We start from the raw sequence: 13,768 nt of genomic DNA, 5'->3' as shown, positions 1-13,768 counted from the left end.
TCGTCCGCGCCCCGGGAACTAGGCCGCGATGCGGGGAAGCATGAAGCGGTCCACGGACATGCGACCCGGGCCCATCAGCGCGATGGCTGCGGCGCCGGCGGCCAAGGCCAGCACGAGCTCGAAGCCGCCGACCTCGACGAAGACACCTGCGGGGGCGTGCACCAGGAACAATGCGCCAAGCATGTTCACGGTCAGCAGCACGGCGAAGATGCGGGTGAGGACGCCGAGGATCAGGGCGATGCCGCCGACGATTTCCAGGGTTGCGACCACGGGTGCCACCAGGCCTGCCGCGGGCACGCCCATCTGGCCGAATGCTGCGGTGGTGCCGTCCAGCGTGAACTGGAAGAACTTCTGCCAGCCGTGGGCGGCGAAGAGGAAACCGATGACGATGCGCAGGGTGGTCTGTGCGGCGGTGGCCAACGCGGGGTTCTTTACTGCAGTGTCCATGAAAAGTCCTTGGGTCGTTTCGTCGCAACCGCAGATGCGCTTGGCGGTCGGTCGCGGCAGGCCAGATCATCCGGCCCGCAAGTTCCCTTCAACCATGACATATTTTTTATTGAACCTTCAAGTGATGTGAGATTTGCCTCACCAGGCACGCGCGAGAAACGACACAATTGGCCGAAACGCGTGGCCGATTGAGGAACTTTGCAGGTTGGCGGGAGAACATGGTCAGCATGGTTTCCCGCTCCAAAGTTCTTAAGTTCCTCTCCGCATCGGCACTGGCCGTGCTCCTGGCCGGCTGCGGCGCCCCGCTCAGCGCCCACTGGCAGGGCTTCCCGCCGGACGGGCCGGAACGGGCGGCCGGCAAGGGCGCCCCGCAGGCCGACGCCTCCGCGGCGCCGGGACCGGACTGCTCCCAGGTCAAGTGCGTGGCGCTGACCTTTGACGACGGCCCGGGCCCCTACACCGCGTCGCTGCTCGACATCCTGGACGAGCACGAGGCCAAGGCGACGTTCTTCCTCATCGGCAAGGACATCGCCAAGCTCCCCGAGGTCGTGCGCGAGGAAGCGGCCAGGGGACATGAAATCGGCAACCACACCTGGTCGCACCAGGACCTGGCCAAGATCTCGGTTGCCGCCGCCCAGCGCGAGTTGCGCAAGACCGACGCGGCCATCAAGGAGGTCACCGGCGCCTCCCCCACGGTGATTCGCCCGCCCTACGGCACGATTCGGGAGGACTTGAAGAAATCCCTGGACCTCCCCGTGGCGATGTGGAGCGTGGACACGTTCGACTGGAAGACCCGGGATGCCAAGAAGACCATCAAGTCCGCCGAGAAGGTCGTCCCCGGCTCCATCGTCCTGATGCACGACATCCACCCTTCCACGGTCAAGGCCATGCCCACGATGCTCGCCGACCTCAAGGCCCGCGGCTTCCACTTCGTCACCGTCTCCCAGCTGGTGGGCGACCCCAAGCCCGGAACCGGCTACGAGACCGGCCAGCAGGCCGCGGCCGGAAAATAGCCGCCCGCACCACCCGCACCAGCAAAAGGCCCGCGGTGTCCGCCGTTCCCCTTCGAGGGAAGCGGCGGACACCGCGGGCCTTCGTGCACCACCGGGGGCACAGCGCGGTCAGAGGACCTTGGAGAGGAACTCCTTGGTGCGCTCCTGCTGCGGGTTGCCGAACAGCTCGGCCGGCGGGCCGGACTCGCAGACCACGCCGTCGGCCATGAAGACCACGCGGTCGCCGATCTCCTTGGCGAAGCCCATTTCGTGGGTCACCAGGACCATAGTCATGCCCTCGGCGGCCAGGTCGCGGATGACCTGGAGCACCTCGCCGACCATCTCCGGGTCCAGCGCGCTGGTGGCCTCGTCGAAGAGCATGATGCCGGGGCTCATCGCCAGCGCGCGGGCGATCGCCACACGCTGCTTCTGGCCGCCGGAGAGCGACGCCGGACGGGCATCGGCCTTCTCCTTCAGGCCCACGCGGTCCAGCAGCTTCAAGGCCTGCTCACGGGCCTGCGCCTTGGTCGCCTTCTTCAGCTCCACCGGGGCCAGCATGATGTTCTCGGCCACCGACATGTGCGGGAAGAGGTTGAAGTGCTGGAAAACCATGCCCACGTGGCGGCGCACCTCGTTGATGTCGACCTTCGGGTCCGTCACGTCGAAGCCGTCGACGATGACGTGGCCGGCGGAGATCTCCTCGAGCTTGTTCAGGCAGCGCAGCAGCGTGGACTTTCCGGAGCCCGAGGGCCCGATCACGCAGACCACCTCGCCCTCGGCGATTTCCACGTCGATGCCCTTGAGCACCTCGTTGGTGCCGAAGGACTTGCGCAGTCCCTTGACGGCGATCTTCGCCTCGCGCGGCGAGGCTACGGTTGCTTCACTCATTTGTTGAACTTCCTATCGGCGAAGTTGGCCAATTTGGTCAGCGCCATGATGGCGACGAAGTAGATGACGCCCACGATCAGCAGCGTCTCGGTGACCCGGAAGTTGGACGCGTAGATCTGCTGGCCCTGGTAGAGCAGCTCGGTGAAGCCGATGGCCAGCAGCAGGGAGGAGTCCTTGAGCATGATGATCAACTGGTTGATCAAGGAGGGGGTCATCATCTTGAAGGCCTGCGGGACCACGACCTTCTGCATGGACTTGCCGTAGCCCAGGCCCAGCGAACGGGAGGCCTCCAGCTGTCCGGGATCCACCGACTGGATGCCGCCGCGCACGATCTCCGCCACGTAGGCACCGGAGTTCAGCGACAGGGTCAGCACGCCGGCAACCCAGATGCTCATCGGCTGCCCGGTCAGCTGAGGTACGCCGAAGTAGAACATGAAGGCCCAGAGCAGCAGCGGGGTGCCGCGGAAGACGTTCACGAACGTGGTGGCGATGCCGCGCAGCACGATGTTGTGCGAAATCTTCATGAACCCGGCCAGCAGGCCCAGGAACATGGCCACGGCGAAGGAAATGGCGGTCACCAGGACGGTGTTGCCAAGGCCCTTCATCAACGCGGGGAAGGACTCGGTGAGCAGGTCCCAGAAACTGGTGGGGACCGCTGCGGTGGGATCGGCGAGGTACTTGTCCAGGATCTGCTGGTATTCGCCGCTGGCCTCCAGCTTGGCCAGGCCGTCGTTGAACGCCGCCAGCAGTGCGGTGTTGTTGCCCTTGTTGACCGCGAAGCCGTAGGAACCGCCGGGGACCTTGTCGGTGACGGTCTTGAGCCCGTTGTTTTGCGCCACGCCGTAGGCGAGCACCGGGTAGTCGTCGAAGACCGCCACGGCGGAACCGGCCTTCACCGATTCGTACATGGTGGCCGACTGGTCAAGGGAGGTGACGTTGAAACCGTACTGGCCGGCAATCGACTTGGCGTAGGTCTCCCCCTCGGACCCGGTCTTGGCGACCACGGTCTTGCCTTCGAGGTCCTCGTAGCCCTTGATCTCGTCGTCGTTCTTGGCGACGGCCATCTGGATGCCCGACTCGAAGTAGGGCTCGGAGAAGTCGTAGATGTTCTTGCGTTCGTCGGTGATCGACATGCCGGCAATCACGCCGTCGACCTGGTCCGAGGACAGCGCCTGCAGTGCCGCATTGAAGCCGAGGGAACGGATCTCGACCTTGAATCCCTCTTCCTCGGCAATCGCGCGCATCAGGTCCATGTCGATGCCCGTGAGCTCGCCGTTCTGGCGGAACTCGAAGGGCGCGAAGGTGGTGTCGGTGCCGATGACGAAGGTCTTGCCCTCGACTCCCGAGTCGGCGGGCGCCGCCAGGGCGGCGCCGGCGCCGCCGAGCAGCAGGAACATGCCCGCGAGCCCGGCAATCACCGCCCTGAGCCAGGTCCGGGGACCTCGAGTCTTACTGGACGTCTTCAAGGGTCGTTCACTCTCCTTAGTTTTGCTGTTTCCGCCATCGGGGTGTGAGGGCGCTAACACGGGTCATAGCCTAGGTGCTCGTGACCGCCGACGATACCAACCACGCTGTGGCGGGCCGCTTTGGCCGGGCACCCCGCGATCTGGTTTTGACGCGGGACTGCACAAAACCACACATCATACCGGGGCCCGCAGCACGCGCGGAATCCGGAAGTCTTCCAGCCGCGTGAAGAGGATCCCGCCGGGTCCGCGCACCGCGGCTGCCCCGTGTTCATCGAGGTCGAAGGACAGTTCCTCCCCGTATCCGGCAAAGCCGTTGGGGTCCGCGGATTTCAGCGTGGTGCCGTCCACGTATTCCAGCGGCCTGGCGGTCTCGGGCTTGGGCGTTTCCCCGGGAACCAGCCAATAGAGCTTGCCCCCGAGTTCGGCGATGTCCACCACTTCCCAGAGCGAGGCGAACCGGCCGGTGAAGCGCCGCAGCCCCGCGGCGTCGATTCCCGCGTACGAATCGGGCATCGGTGCCTCGGCGAGCGCCGCGAGCGCAAAGAGCGCCTCGCCCCAGGCGGTGGCCGGGCCGTCGACCGCGTTGGTGAGCATGCTGAGCACCACCCCGGTTTCGGGCACCGCCCAGGTGCGGGTGATGTGACCGGGATAGCCGCCGCTGTGGCCAAAGGTTTGCCGTCCGGCGACCTTCTGCACGATGAATCCCAGTCCGTAGCCGCGCCCCGGCGTCCCGGAGTCCTCGGCCTTGCGCTGCATCCGCCGCTTGGAATCGTCGTCCAGCACGCTGGGGCTTGCCCCGAGGAGGTGGGAGCCGAAGTAGGCGGCCATGTCGATGGCCGTGGAGTAGAAACCGGTTGCCGCTGCCAGCGCGTGCGTGGCGACGTGTTCGATTTCGGTGCGGTCCTCCAGCGCGTGGTTGCCTCCGGCGAGCGCCAGCGGACCGTAGCCGGCGGCGAGGCGCGGTGCGCGGGCGTCAAGGTCAGGTCCCGTGTCCGCCAACTCCAGCGGCTCCAGGATGCGGGCCGAGACGAAGTCGGCGTAGCTTTCCCCGGCGGCCGCCTCGATGACCAGGCCCAGCAGCCCGTAGCCGATGTTGCTGTACTTGAAGTGTTCGTTGCGCTCCAGCACCTTGCCGCTGCCGGCGATCCGAAGGAGCTCGGATTTGTCGGGGAACCGGTGGCCGAGGGTCCAGAAGTCGGCATTTTTCCCGTCGCGGACGATGCCTGCCGAGTGGGAGAGCAGTTCGCCGAGCGTCACCTCGCCCACCTCGCTGCCTGCCAGCGCGGCGAGCCAGCTTCCCAGTTGGTCTTCCAGCGTGAGCAACCCGTCCCGGCGCAGCAGCATCAGGGCGGTGGCGGTGAAGGTCTTGGAGTGGGAGGCGACCCGGAACAGGTGCGAGTCGGTCATGGGCTCGGGCGGCGAGAGTCGCGCGTGGCCGCCGCTGAAGGCGCCCAGCAGTTTCCCGTCCAGCGACACCGCGGCCTGGAACCCGGGTTGGCGTGCCAGCGAGCGGCCGAACTCCAGGAAGCCCGGCGCGTAGGCCAGCACCGACTCCCAGACGGCGTTGGTGGACGGCCGTCCCGAGGCCCCGTGCGCGATGCTCATGAGGCCATCCTGCCACCCCGTGCCAAGCGGGCGGCGCATTGGACCGGCATGCCGCAGCCTCCCGGCACCGCGGCCAACGGTTGGGCTGCAGTTAACCGCGGCGCAAGGTTCCCGTTTCCCGGGTGCTGTTGGCTGGCATCCATGGATACCTCCCCGCTCCCGAACCGCCGCTCGCTCCTCAAGGGCGCCGCCGCGCTCTCCGCCCTCGCCGCGACCTCGTTCGCGGCTCCCGCCGCCCTCGCATCCCCTCGGCCCTCCGCCGTCCCGCTGGCCGCCCGCCGCCTGGTGCTGCCCTCCGGCATCGCCACCGGGGATGTCTCGACGAACTCCGCGGTCCTGTGGTCCCGGGCCTCCGGGCCGGGGCGCCTGCATGCCATCCTGCGTGCCGCGGACGAGGCGGGCAATCCGCTGAAGGGCCGCTTCGCCCGCACCGTGAGGCTCGCCGGATCCCAGGCACACGCCGGCACCGACTTCACCGCCAAGATCAACGCGCGCGGGTTGCCCGCGGGCACTGCCTTCGAGATGGAGCTGTACTTCGAGGACGAGTCGGGGCGGCGCAGCGAGAGCGGCATCGGCTCCTTCAGCACGGCCCCGGCCCCCGGCAAGGGACGGAACCGCGAATCCGCGGCACAGAGCTTCGTCTGGACCGCAGACACCGCCGGCCAGGGCTACGGCATCAACGAGGAGATCGGCGGGATGCGAGGCTATGCCGCGATGGCCGCGACCAAGCCGGACTTCTTCCTGCACTCGGGCGACACCATCTACGCCGACGGGCCCATGTCCGCCGAGATGACCGAGCCGGACGGGAACATCTGGCGCAACGTCATCACCGAGGAGGTCTCCAAGGTCGCCGAGACCCTCAACGAGTACCGCGGCCGCCACCGCTACAACATGATGGATGCCAACCTGCGGGCCATGTACGCAAACGTCCCGGTGATCGCGCAGTGGGACGACCACGAGACCGTGAACAACTGGTACCCGGGCGAGATCATCGACGATCCGCGCTACACCGTGCGCGAGGTCGACACCCTGGCGGCCCGCGGACGCCAGGCCTGGCAGGAGTACATGCCGATCGCCGATCGGCGCGCGCTGCGCCCGGGCACCGGGTTCGAGCCCGCCCGCATCTACCGCCAGATCCGTCGCGGGCCGCACCTGGACGTCTTCGCCCTGGACATGCGCTCCCACAAGGGCGAGAACACGGCCGGCCTCGAAACCACCGAAACCCCGCTGCTCGGCGAGGAACAGTTGCAGTGGCTGATCGACGCGCTGCGCGACTCGGACGCGACATGGAAGGTCATCGGCAACGACCTGCCGCTGGGGCTGATCGTGCCCGACGGGAAGGGACAGGAGTCGATCTCCAACGCCGAGCACGGCAAGCCGCTGGGCCGCGAGCTGGAACTGGCCCGCCTGCTCTCGGCGATCAAGAAGCACGACATCAAGAACGTGGTGTTCCTGACCGGCGACGTGCACTACTGCGCGGCGCACCACTACTCCCCCGAGCGCGCCGCCTTCTCCGACTTCAACGAGTTCTGGGAATTCGTGGCAGGGCCCATCAACGCAGGCTCCTTTGGGCCCAACAAGCTGGATGGGACCTTCGGCCCGCGGGTCGACTTCCAGCAGGCCGGGCCCACGATGGCTTCCCCGCGCTCGGGCGAGCACCAGTACTTCGGCCACGTGGATGTCGCCGGCGACGGCTCCGCCTTCACGGTGAAGCTCATCAACGCCAACGGGGCGGTCCAGTACACCCGCACGCTGTCCCCGCGCCGCTGATCCAACGCCGCCCGCGCCAAGGGAGGGGTCCGGGGCCGCAAGGCCTTCCGGGCCGCTCCCTTGGCGCTTGCCGCGAGGGAAGTGTTTTTGTCCGCGTTGGGCGAAGCCATGGGCCCATTTGGCGGCATGTCGGATTGAATGGAACCATGAGCCACGCCGAGCATGCACCCGCCGCCCCGCAGACCCCCAAGGTCCCCAGCGTCCGCACCTTCCACGGGGACGCGTTCACCGACGACTACGAGTGGCTGCGGGAGAAGGACAGCCCGCAGGTCCGCGCCCACCTGGAGGCCGAGAACGCCTACGCCGAGGCCATGACCGCGAACCAGCAGGCGCTGCGCGAGGAGATCTTCAACGAGATCAAGGCGCGCACCGTGGAAACCGACCTTTCGGTCCCGGCCCGCAAGCGCGGATGGTGGTACTTCACCCGCACGGCCGAAGGCTCCCAGTACGCGATCCACTGCCGCGTGGCGGCCACCGACACCGGGGACCTGGCCGCGGACTGGACCCCGCCGGACATCGAGCCGGGTGTGGCGATCGACGGCGAGCAGGTCCTGCTGGACGGCAACCAGGAGGCCGAGGGCAAGCCCTTCTTCTCCCTGGGCGGGATGGCCGTCAGCGAGGACGGCACGCTGCTGGCCTACGCGCAGGACAACGCCGGGGACGAGCGCTTCACCCTGCGCCTCAAGGACCTGTCCACCGGCGAGCTGCTGCCCGATGAAATCGAAAACGTGTTCTACGGCCTGACGTTCTCCCCCGACGCCAAACGCGTCTTCTACACCGTGGTCGACGACTCCTGGCGACCCCACCAGGTCAAGGCACACGTGCTCGGCACCGACCCGGCCACCGACACCGTGGTGTTCCAGGAAGACGACCCGGGCATGTGGCTGGGCTTCGACCTCTCCGCGGACCGCACCGAGCTGCTGCTCTCCATCGGCAACTCCGAGTACTCCGAGACCCTCACCCTGGACCTGCTCGACGACCAGGCGGTCCCGGTCATGCTCATCTCCCGGGAACACCGCATCCTGCACTCGGCCGACCCAGTCACCCTGGATTCCGGGCGCGCCTACGTCATCACGCACGACCGCAAGGCGCTGAACAACATGGTCTCGCTGCTGCGCGCCGACCAGGTTTCGCTGCCCTACGCGCAGCAGCGCTGGGAAACGGTGCTCGAACACAGCGACTCCGTCAAGGTCGAGGGCACCGCCGCCACCGCCACCCACCTGCTCGTCTCGGTGCGCAAGGACACCACCGAACGCGTCCAGATCCTGCCGCTGGCGCACCTGGGCACCGCGGCCCAGCAGCCCGCGGTCGAGCCGGCCTTCGACGAGGAGCTCTACACCGCCTCGCTGGCCAACGCGGAACTCGAGGCGCCCATGATCCGGCTCTCCTACACCTCGGACTTCACCCCCGCCCGCGTCTATGACTACACGCTTGCCGACGGCACCCTGTCGCTGCGCAAGCAAACCCAGGTCAACGACTACGACCCGGCCAACTACCGCGCCACCCGCGAGTGGGCCACCGCGGCGGACGGCACCCGGATCCCGCTGACCATCCTGCGCCGCGCGGAGATCACCAACGAATCCCCCAACCCGGTGCTCGTCTACGGCTACGGCAGCTACGAGATGTCGATGGACCCGGGCTTCGGCATCCCGCGGCTCTCGCTGCTGGACCGCGGCGTCGTGTTCGTCATCGCCCACGTGCGCGGCGGCGGCGAGCTGGGACGGCAGTGGTACCTGGACGGGAAGAAGCTGGCCAAGAAGAACACCTTCACGGACTTCGTGGACGCCACCAAGTACCTGCTGGAGTCCGGATGGGCGGACCCGAAGCGCATCGTGGCCCTGGGCGGATCGGCGGGCGGCCTGCTCATGGGCGCGGTCGCCAACCTGGCCCCGCAGCTCTACGCCGGCATCATCGCCCAGGTCCCGTTCGTCGACGCGCTGACCTCCATCCTGGACCCGGACCTGCCGCTCTCGGCCCTGGAATGGGAGGAATGGGGCAACCCCATCGAGGAGAAGGAGGTGTACGAGTACATGAAGTCCTACACCCCCTACGAGAACGTCGCGGCCCTGCCCTACCCGCGGATCGCGGCCGTCACCTCGCTGAACGACACCCGCGTGCTCTACGTCGAGCCGGCCAAGTGGGTTGCGAAGTTGCGCGAGGAGACCACCGGCACCGCACCCATCGTGATGAAGATCGAGATGGACGGCGGGCACGGCGGCGCCTCGGGCCGCTACGAGGGCTGGAAGACCCGCGCCTGGGACTACGCCTTCGCCCTCGACACCCTGGGCCTGAACCCCGAAGGCGCATGAACACTCCGGAAATAACCAGCGCCCGCAGCGCGGGGTTCGCCACGAACCCCGCGTTCCGGGCGCTGCTCACCGCGGCTTCCGGCGCCACCGGCGCGGAACTCGAGGCCCTGCTCGACGAGATCAAGGACCGGGAACTGCTGGTCGCCGTCGACGGACACGGCTCCCCGACGGCGCTGGCCGCGTACCGGCGCCTGGATCGCCACGCAGTGGAAATCGAATACCTCGCCGTCGCCCCGCAGCAGCGGCGCAGCGGGGTGGCAACCGCGCTGGTGCACCGGGTCCGGGAGATTTCGGCCGCCATGGTCGTGGCACGCACCGACGAGGACGCCATCGGCTTTTACCGGGGCATCGGCTTTCACTGCACCGACACCCCGCCCGACCCCCGCCGGCCCGGCCGCCGCCGCCACCTTTGCGTGCTGCCCCACGCGCCGCTGGTGCGGGACCCGGAGCCGGATGACGGAAGCGTCGAGTGGATCCGCGGGAAGCCCGCCCCCGCGCCGGTGTTGGTTCTCCCGCCGTCACCGACCTGGCCGCAGGACTTCGCTGCGCTCGCCGGGGTGATCCGGGGCGCCCTCGGGGACCGTGCGCTGGCGGTCGAGCACCTGGGATCCACTTCGGTGCCGGGACTTCCCGCCAAGCCGATCGTCGACGTGGTGCTGACCGTGCAGGACCCGGACCGGGAATCTGAGTATGTGCCGCTGCTTGAGGCGGCGGGATTCGTTTTCCGCCTGCGCGAGCCCGGCTGGTACCGCCACCGGCTCCTGGTGTCCGGCCCCGGTGCGGGCCTTCCGGCCGCCAATGTCCACGTCCTGGCCCCGGGCTGCCCGGAGACCGCCCGGATGGTTGCGTTCCGCGACTGGCTGCGCACGCACGAGGCCGACCGCGCCGCCTATGCCCTCATCAAGCGGACCACGGCAGCTTCAACCAATGAACGCGGCGGCGGCGCCGGGCTGGTCATGGACTACAACAAGGCCAAGGAACCGTTCATCCGCGCCCTCTACGCCAGGATCCACCAGGGCGCGGTCGAAAGCGGGCCCGGCCTGCCCACGCCAAGACCGGACAGGTAGCGGCACCCCGGGGACGGGACCGCGGACTCCGTTGCATGCGGGTGCAGTGCCGATTCACGGACCCGGCGGCACTACCCTTCCTGGTGCTGCAGCTTGTGCGAGGTTTCGATGCTCGGCTTCATCGCCAGCAACGTCGCAACCACGGCTATGCCGCCACCGATCCAGGCCGTCAGCGCCGGGACATTCGCCCCGGCAAAGGACCCCAGCCCGGGCAGGATGATGGCCACCATGGCCGCCAGCAGCTGCCCCACCTCGATCCCGTACAGGTTTGGCCCGCCCAGATTGACCATGCCGACCGCAAACAACAGCGCCCCGGTGGTGATCAACAGCGGCACGGAATTCCCGATGCCCTCGGACCACAAGGGTGTCAATGCCATGACCAGGCCCACGACAACCACGGCCCAGTCTTCCCAGCGCCTCCACCTACGCATCTACGCTCAACTCCTTCGGCACGATGGATTCATTCCATTTCCCAGTCTCGCCCCGGCCCCCTCGCCGCGTGTAGGGGCTTTCGTCCCGCGGCACCGAGGGAAGTCGGTTGGACGCATGCAGCCGATTTGCCGAAACATGGCGACGACATGTCCCGCGGAAACTCGGGAATCCGACCCTCCCGTCTTGACTTATCTCACATTTCAGGATTACCTAATGATCGTTCGGTAAATAACTGAGAGGTCCTTCATGAGCGACACTGGCGTCGATGCACCACTGATGCATCCCATCCTGAGAAACGATTATGCGGCCAAATGGTTGGGCATCGAGGTGCTGAAGGTTGCCGACGGGCACGCCACCATCTCCATGGAGTTGCGCCAGGAAATGCTCAACGGATTCGGCATCGCCCACGGCGGAATGATCTTCGCCCTCGCCGACACCGCCTTCGCCATGTCATGCAACCCGCACACCGGCTCCCCGGACACCATCACCGTGGCCGCCGGCGTCGATATCAACTTCCTCAAGCCCGGCATCCCCGGCCGGACCCTGACCGCCGTGGCCAACCGCCGCCAGCAATCCGGGCGCAGCGGCATCTACGACATCCAGGTCCTCCAGAGCGTCCCGGACGCCGACGACGAGGTGCTGGCCGAATTCCGAGGCCGCTCCCGCACCATCCCCAAGCGCCCCTGAGCCCCCGACACCCCCCACCTCCCACAACATCGCACGTAAGGCCAAATCATGACCCAGACTTCCACCCGGATCGAACTGCCCAACCCGTTGGATCCCGAAGAAACCATGAGCCGCGACCAGATCGAATCGATCCAGCTCACGCGACTGCAGGACACGCTGGCCTACGCGTACGACAGGGTCCCGCTGTACAAGGAAAAGTACGATGCCGCGGGCGTGCACCCGAGCGATCTCAAGGAACTGGCCGACCTGGCCAAGTTCCCGTTCACCGAAAAGGAAGACCTGCGCAAGACCTACCCGTTCGGCATGTTCGCCGTCCCGCAGCACGAGGTCGCCCGCATCCATGCTTCCTCCGGCACCACCGGCCGGGCCACCGTGGTCGGCTACACCCAGCAGGACCTGGACGACTGGGCCAAGATGGGTGCGCGCTGCCTGCGCCTCTCGGGCGTCAAACCCGGCTGGAAGGTCCACAACGCCTACGGCTACGGGCTGTTCACCGGCGGCCTGGGGGCACATGCCGCCGCCGAACGCCTCGGCACCACCGTGATCCCGATGTCCGGCGGCCAGACCGAGAAGCAGATCACCCTGATCAACGACTTCGAGCCGGATGCGATCCTGTGCACCCCGACCTATCTCCTCACCATCGGCGATGCCATGCAGCGCCAGGGCCTGGACCCCCGCAAGACCTCGCTGAAGGTCGCGGTGCTCGGTGCCGAGCCGTGGACCGAGGAAATGCGCCACGAGCTCGAGGTCATGTTCGACATCGACGCCTGCGACATCTACGGCCTCTCCGAAGTCATGGGCCCGGGCGTCGCCGGGGAATCCAACGAGACCAAGGACGGCAGCCACATCTGGGAGGACCACTTCCGCCCCGAGATCATCGATGCCTTCGACCCGACCAAGGTCCTGCGCGACGGCGAACACGGCGAACTCGTCTTCACCTCGCTGACCAAGCAGGCCCTGCCGATCATCCGCTACCGCACCCACGACCTCACCCGGCTGCTGCCAGGCACCGCCCGTCCGGGCCACCGCCGCATGGGCCGCATCACCGGGCGCAGCGACGACATGATCATCCTGCGCGGGGTCAACCTCTTCCCCTCCCAGATCGAGGAGATCGCCCTGCGCATCGACGGCCTCTCCCCGCACTTCCAGCTGGAGATCACCCGCCCCGGGCGCATGGACCAGCTTGCGGTGAAGATCGAACGCCGCGAGGACTGCACCTCCGACCGTGCGGAGGCCGCCGGCAAGGAACTTGCCCAGCAAATCAAGATCCACGTCGGATCATCCTGCGCCATCGACGTCGTGGACCCGGGATCCCTGGCCCGTTCCTCGGGCAAGCTGCGCCGCATCTACGACCTGCGCAACAAGTAGGTCCACCGTTGCTCTGCAGGCGGGGAACGGTGTAGCCGCATCCCCGCCCGCAGCGCACCATTACCGCCACCGATTTCCGGACCGACCGTTCGTGAGAGAATGAGGAATCATGACTGCCAGCATCGCCAACTCCTCACCGACCAAACGTGGCCGCCCCGGATACGACCAGGACTCCGTCCTGTCCATCGCCGTGGAAGTATTCAACAAGCACGGCTACGATGCGACGTCGATGGGCAAGCTCGCGGAAAACCTGGGCATCAGCAAGTCGGCCATTTACCACCATGTGCCTTCCAAGGGCGATTTGCTGCGCCTTGCCCTGGACGAGGCACTGGTTCCCCTCGAGGCCATAGCCGAGGACGAGCGTGCAGTCACCGGCACCGCCGAGGAGCGCCTGAAGTTCTTCCTCCGCTCCACGATCCGGGTGCTGGTCAAGCGCCAGCAATACGTGACCTTGCTGCTGCGGCTGCGCGGCAACACCGAGATCGAGCGCGACGCCCTGGAGCGCCGCCGCGCGGTGGACCGCCGCGTCTCGGATCTCGTGGTCGAGGCCCAGCACGAAGGCTCGCTGCGCTCCGACATCGATCCGCGCACCACCACCCGCCTGCTTTTCGGCACCATCAACTCGCTGGTCGAGTGGTTCAGGGAAGACGGCAACGTCACCGCCGAGCAGGTCGAAGAACACGCCATCACCATGATGTTCGATGGCTTACACCAGAACGGGAAATAAGGTTCGCCAC

Annotated in this window: 12 protein-coding genes; 7 read left to right on the top strand and 5 right to left on the bottom strand. The window is 67.3% G+C overall.

What is annotated here, in order from left to right; genetic code table 11:
• Window positions 1–18: 18 nt before the first annotated feature.
• Entirely contained in the window at window positions 19–447 is a 429-nt protein-coding gene (locus ACIPVK_RS11705) for a DoxX family protein (RefSeq protein WP_407612147.1), read from the bottom strand.
• A 218-nt stretch (window positions 448–665) separates the two neighbouring features.
• Here ACIPVK_RS11705 and ACIPVK_RS11700 point away from each other — a divergent pair, with 218 nt between their 5' ends.
• On the top strand, window positions 666–1,460 hold the full coding sequence (locus ACIPVK_RS11700; RefSeq protein WP_407612146.1) for a polysaccharide deacetylase family protein: 795 nt from the start codon (window positions 666–668) through the stop codon (window positions 1,458–1,460).
• A 108-nt stretch (window positions 1,461–1,568) separates the two neighbouring features.
• Here the strand turns inward: ACIPVK_RS11700 and ACIPVK_RS11695 are convergent, their stop codons facing one another.
• From ACIPVK_RS11695 to ACIPVK_RS11685, 3 genes are all read right to left on the bottom strand, one after another.
• The gene (locus ACIPVK_RS11695; protein WP_407612145.1) at window positions 1,569–2,327 is read right to left on the bottom strand and encodes an amino acid ABC transporter ATP-binding protein; all 759 of its coding nucleotides are present in this window, start codon (window positions 2,325–2,327) and stop codon (window positions 1,569–1,571) included.
• Entirely contained in the window at window positions 2,324–3,724 is a 1,401-nt protein-coding gene (locus ACIPVK_RS11690; protein ID WP_407612154.1) for an amino acid ABC transporter substrate-binding protein/permease, read from the bottom strand. The genes ACIPVK_RS11695 and ACIPVK_RS11690 overlap by 4 nt, the downstream gene beginning before the upstream one ends.
• A 243-nt stretch (window positions 3,725–3,967) precedes the next feature.
• Complete coding sequence (locus ACIPVK_RS11685) at window positions 3,968–5,398, bottom strand: serine hydrolase domain-containing protein (protein WP_407612144.1); 1,431 nt, start codon at window positions 5,396–5,398, stop codon at window positions 3,968–3,970.
• Window positions 5,399–5,539: 141 nt separating this feature from the next.
• Here ACIPVK_RS11685 and ACIPVK_RS11680 point away from each other — a divergent pair, with 141 nt between their 5' ends.
• From ACIPVK_RS11680 to ACIPVK_RS11670, 3 genes are all read left to right on the top strand, one after another.
• A complete protein-coding gene (locus ACIPVK_RS11680; protein WP_407612143.1) occupies window positions 5,540–7,168 on the top strand; it encodes an alkaline phosphatase D family protein in 1,629 nt (542 codons plus the stop codon).
• Window positions 7,169–7,314: 146 nt separating this feature from the next.
• Window positions 7,315–9,477, top strand: a complete 2,163-nt coding sequence (locus ACIPVK_RS11675; protein ID WP_407612142.1) for a S9 family peptidase — start codon at window positions 7,315–7,317, stop codon at window positions 9,475–9,477.
• Window positions 9,474–10,544 carry a GNAT family N-acetyltransferase gene (locus ACIPVK_RS11670; RefSeq protein ID WP_407612141.1) on the top strand — a complete coding sequence of 357 codons (1,071 nt, stop codon included), beginning with the start codon at window positions 9,474–9,476 and terminating at the stop codon, window positions 10,542–10,544. Before ACIPVK_RS11675 ends, ACIPVK_RS11670 begins: the two co-directional genes overlap by 4 nt.
• Window positions 10,545–10,615: 71 nt before the next feature.
• Here the strand turns inward: ACIPVK_RS11670 and ACIPVK_RS11665 are convergent, their stop codons facing one another.
• Window positions 10,616–10,975 carry a hypothetical protein gene (locus ACIPVK_RS11665; RefSeq protein ID WP_407608255.1) on the bottom strand — a complete coding sequence of 120 codons (360 nt, stop codon included), beginning with the start codon at window positions 10,973–10,975 and terminating at the stop codon, window positions 10,616–10,618.
• Between the two features lie 247 nt (window positions 10,976–11,222).
• On the opposite strand from ACIPVK_RS11665, the gene paaI reads away from it, so the two are divergent.
• The 3 genes from paaI (at window position 11,223) to ACIPVK_RS11650 (ending at window position 13,758) form a co-directional block, all read left to right on the top strand.
• Window positions 11,223–11,663 (top strand): hydroxyphenylacetyl-CoA thioesterase PaaI, encoded by a 441-nt coding sequence (gene paaI, locus ACIPVK_RS11660; RefSeq protein ID WP_407612140.1) that lies wholly within the window; start codon window positions 11,223–11,225, stop codon window positions 11,661–11,663.
• Window positions 11,664–11,711: 48 nt separating this feature from the next.
• Complete coding sequence (locus ACIPVK_RS11655; RefSeq protein ID WP_407612139.1) at window positions 11,712–13,031, top strand: AMP-binding protein; 1,320 nt, start codon at window positions 11,712–11,714, stop codon at window positions 13,029–13,031.
• Window positions 13,032–13,140: 109 nt separating this feature from the next.
• A complete protein-coding gene (locus ACIPVK_RS11650; RefSeq protein WP_407612138.1) occupies window positions 13,141–13,758 on the top strand; it encodes a TetR/AcrR family transcriptional regulator in 618 nt (205 codons plus the stop codon).
• Window positions 13,759–13,768: the final 10 nt, after the last annotated feature.

The sequence above is a fragment of the Paeniglutamicibacter sp. MACA_103 genome (assembly GCF_045798555.1).
GTDB lineage: Bacteria > Actinomycetota > Actinomycetes > Actinomycetales > Micrococcaceae > Paeniglutamicibacter.
The sequence above is the reverse complement of the archived record's forward strand: the minus strand, read 5'-3'. Positions and strand labels throughout refer to the sequence as shown.

Bases quoted from the DNA above. Each gene is read 5' to 3' on its own strand.
- ACIPVK_RS11705 (WP_407612147.1), bottom strand. From the start codon at position 447: ATGGACACTGCAGTAAAGAACCCCGCGTTGGCCACCGCCGCACAGACC.
- ACIPVK_RS11700 (WP_407612146.1), top strand. From the start codon at position 666: ATGGTCAGCATGGTTTCCCGCTCCAAAGTTCTTAAGTTCCTCTCCGCA.
- ACIPVK_RS11695 (WP_407612145.1), bottom strand. From the start codon at position 2,327: ATGAGTGAAGCAACCGTAGCCTCGCCGCGCGAGGCGAAGATCGCCGTC.
- ACIPVK_RS11690 (WP_407612154.1), bottom strand. From the start codon at position 3,724: ATGTTCCTGCTGCTCGGCGGCGCCGGCGCCGCCCTGGCGGCGCCCGCC.
- ACIPVK_RS11685 (WP_407612144.1), bottom strand. From the start codon at position 5,398: ATGAGCATCGCGCACGGGGCCTCGGGACGGCCGTCCACCAACGCCGTC.
- ACIPVK_RS11680 (WP_407612143.1), top strand. From the start codon at position 5,540: ATGGATACCTCCCCGCTCCCGAACCGCCGCTCGCTCCTCAAGGGCGCC.
- ACIPVK_RS11675 (WP_407612142.1), top strand. From the start codon at position 7,315: ATGAGCCACGCCGAGCATGCACCCGCCGCCCCGCAGACCCCCAAGGTC.
- ACIPVK_RS11670 (WP_407612141.1), top strand. From the start codon at position 9,474: ATGAACACTCCGGAAATAACCAGCGCCCGCAGCGCGGGGTTCGCCACG.
- ACIPVK_RS11665 (WP_407608255.1), bottom strand. From the start codon at position 10,975: ATGCGTAGGTGGAGGCGCTGGGAAGACTGGGCCGTGGTTGTCGTGGGC.
- paaI (WP_407612140.1), top strand. From the start codon at position 11,223: ATGAGCGACACTGGCGTCGATGCACCACTGATGCATCCCATCCTGAGA.
- ACIPVK_RS11655 (WP_407612139.1), top strand. From the start codon at position 11,712: ATGACCCAGACTTCCACCCGGATCGAACTGCCCAACCCGTTGGATCCC.
- ACIPVK_RS11650 (WP_407612138.1), top strand. From the start codon at position 13,141: ATGACTGCCAGCATCGCCAACTCCTCACCGACCAAACGTGGCCGCCCC.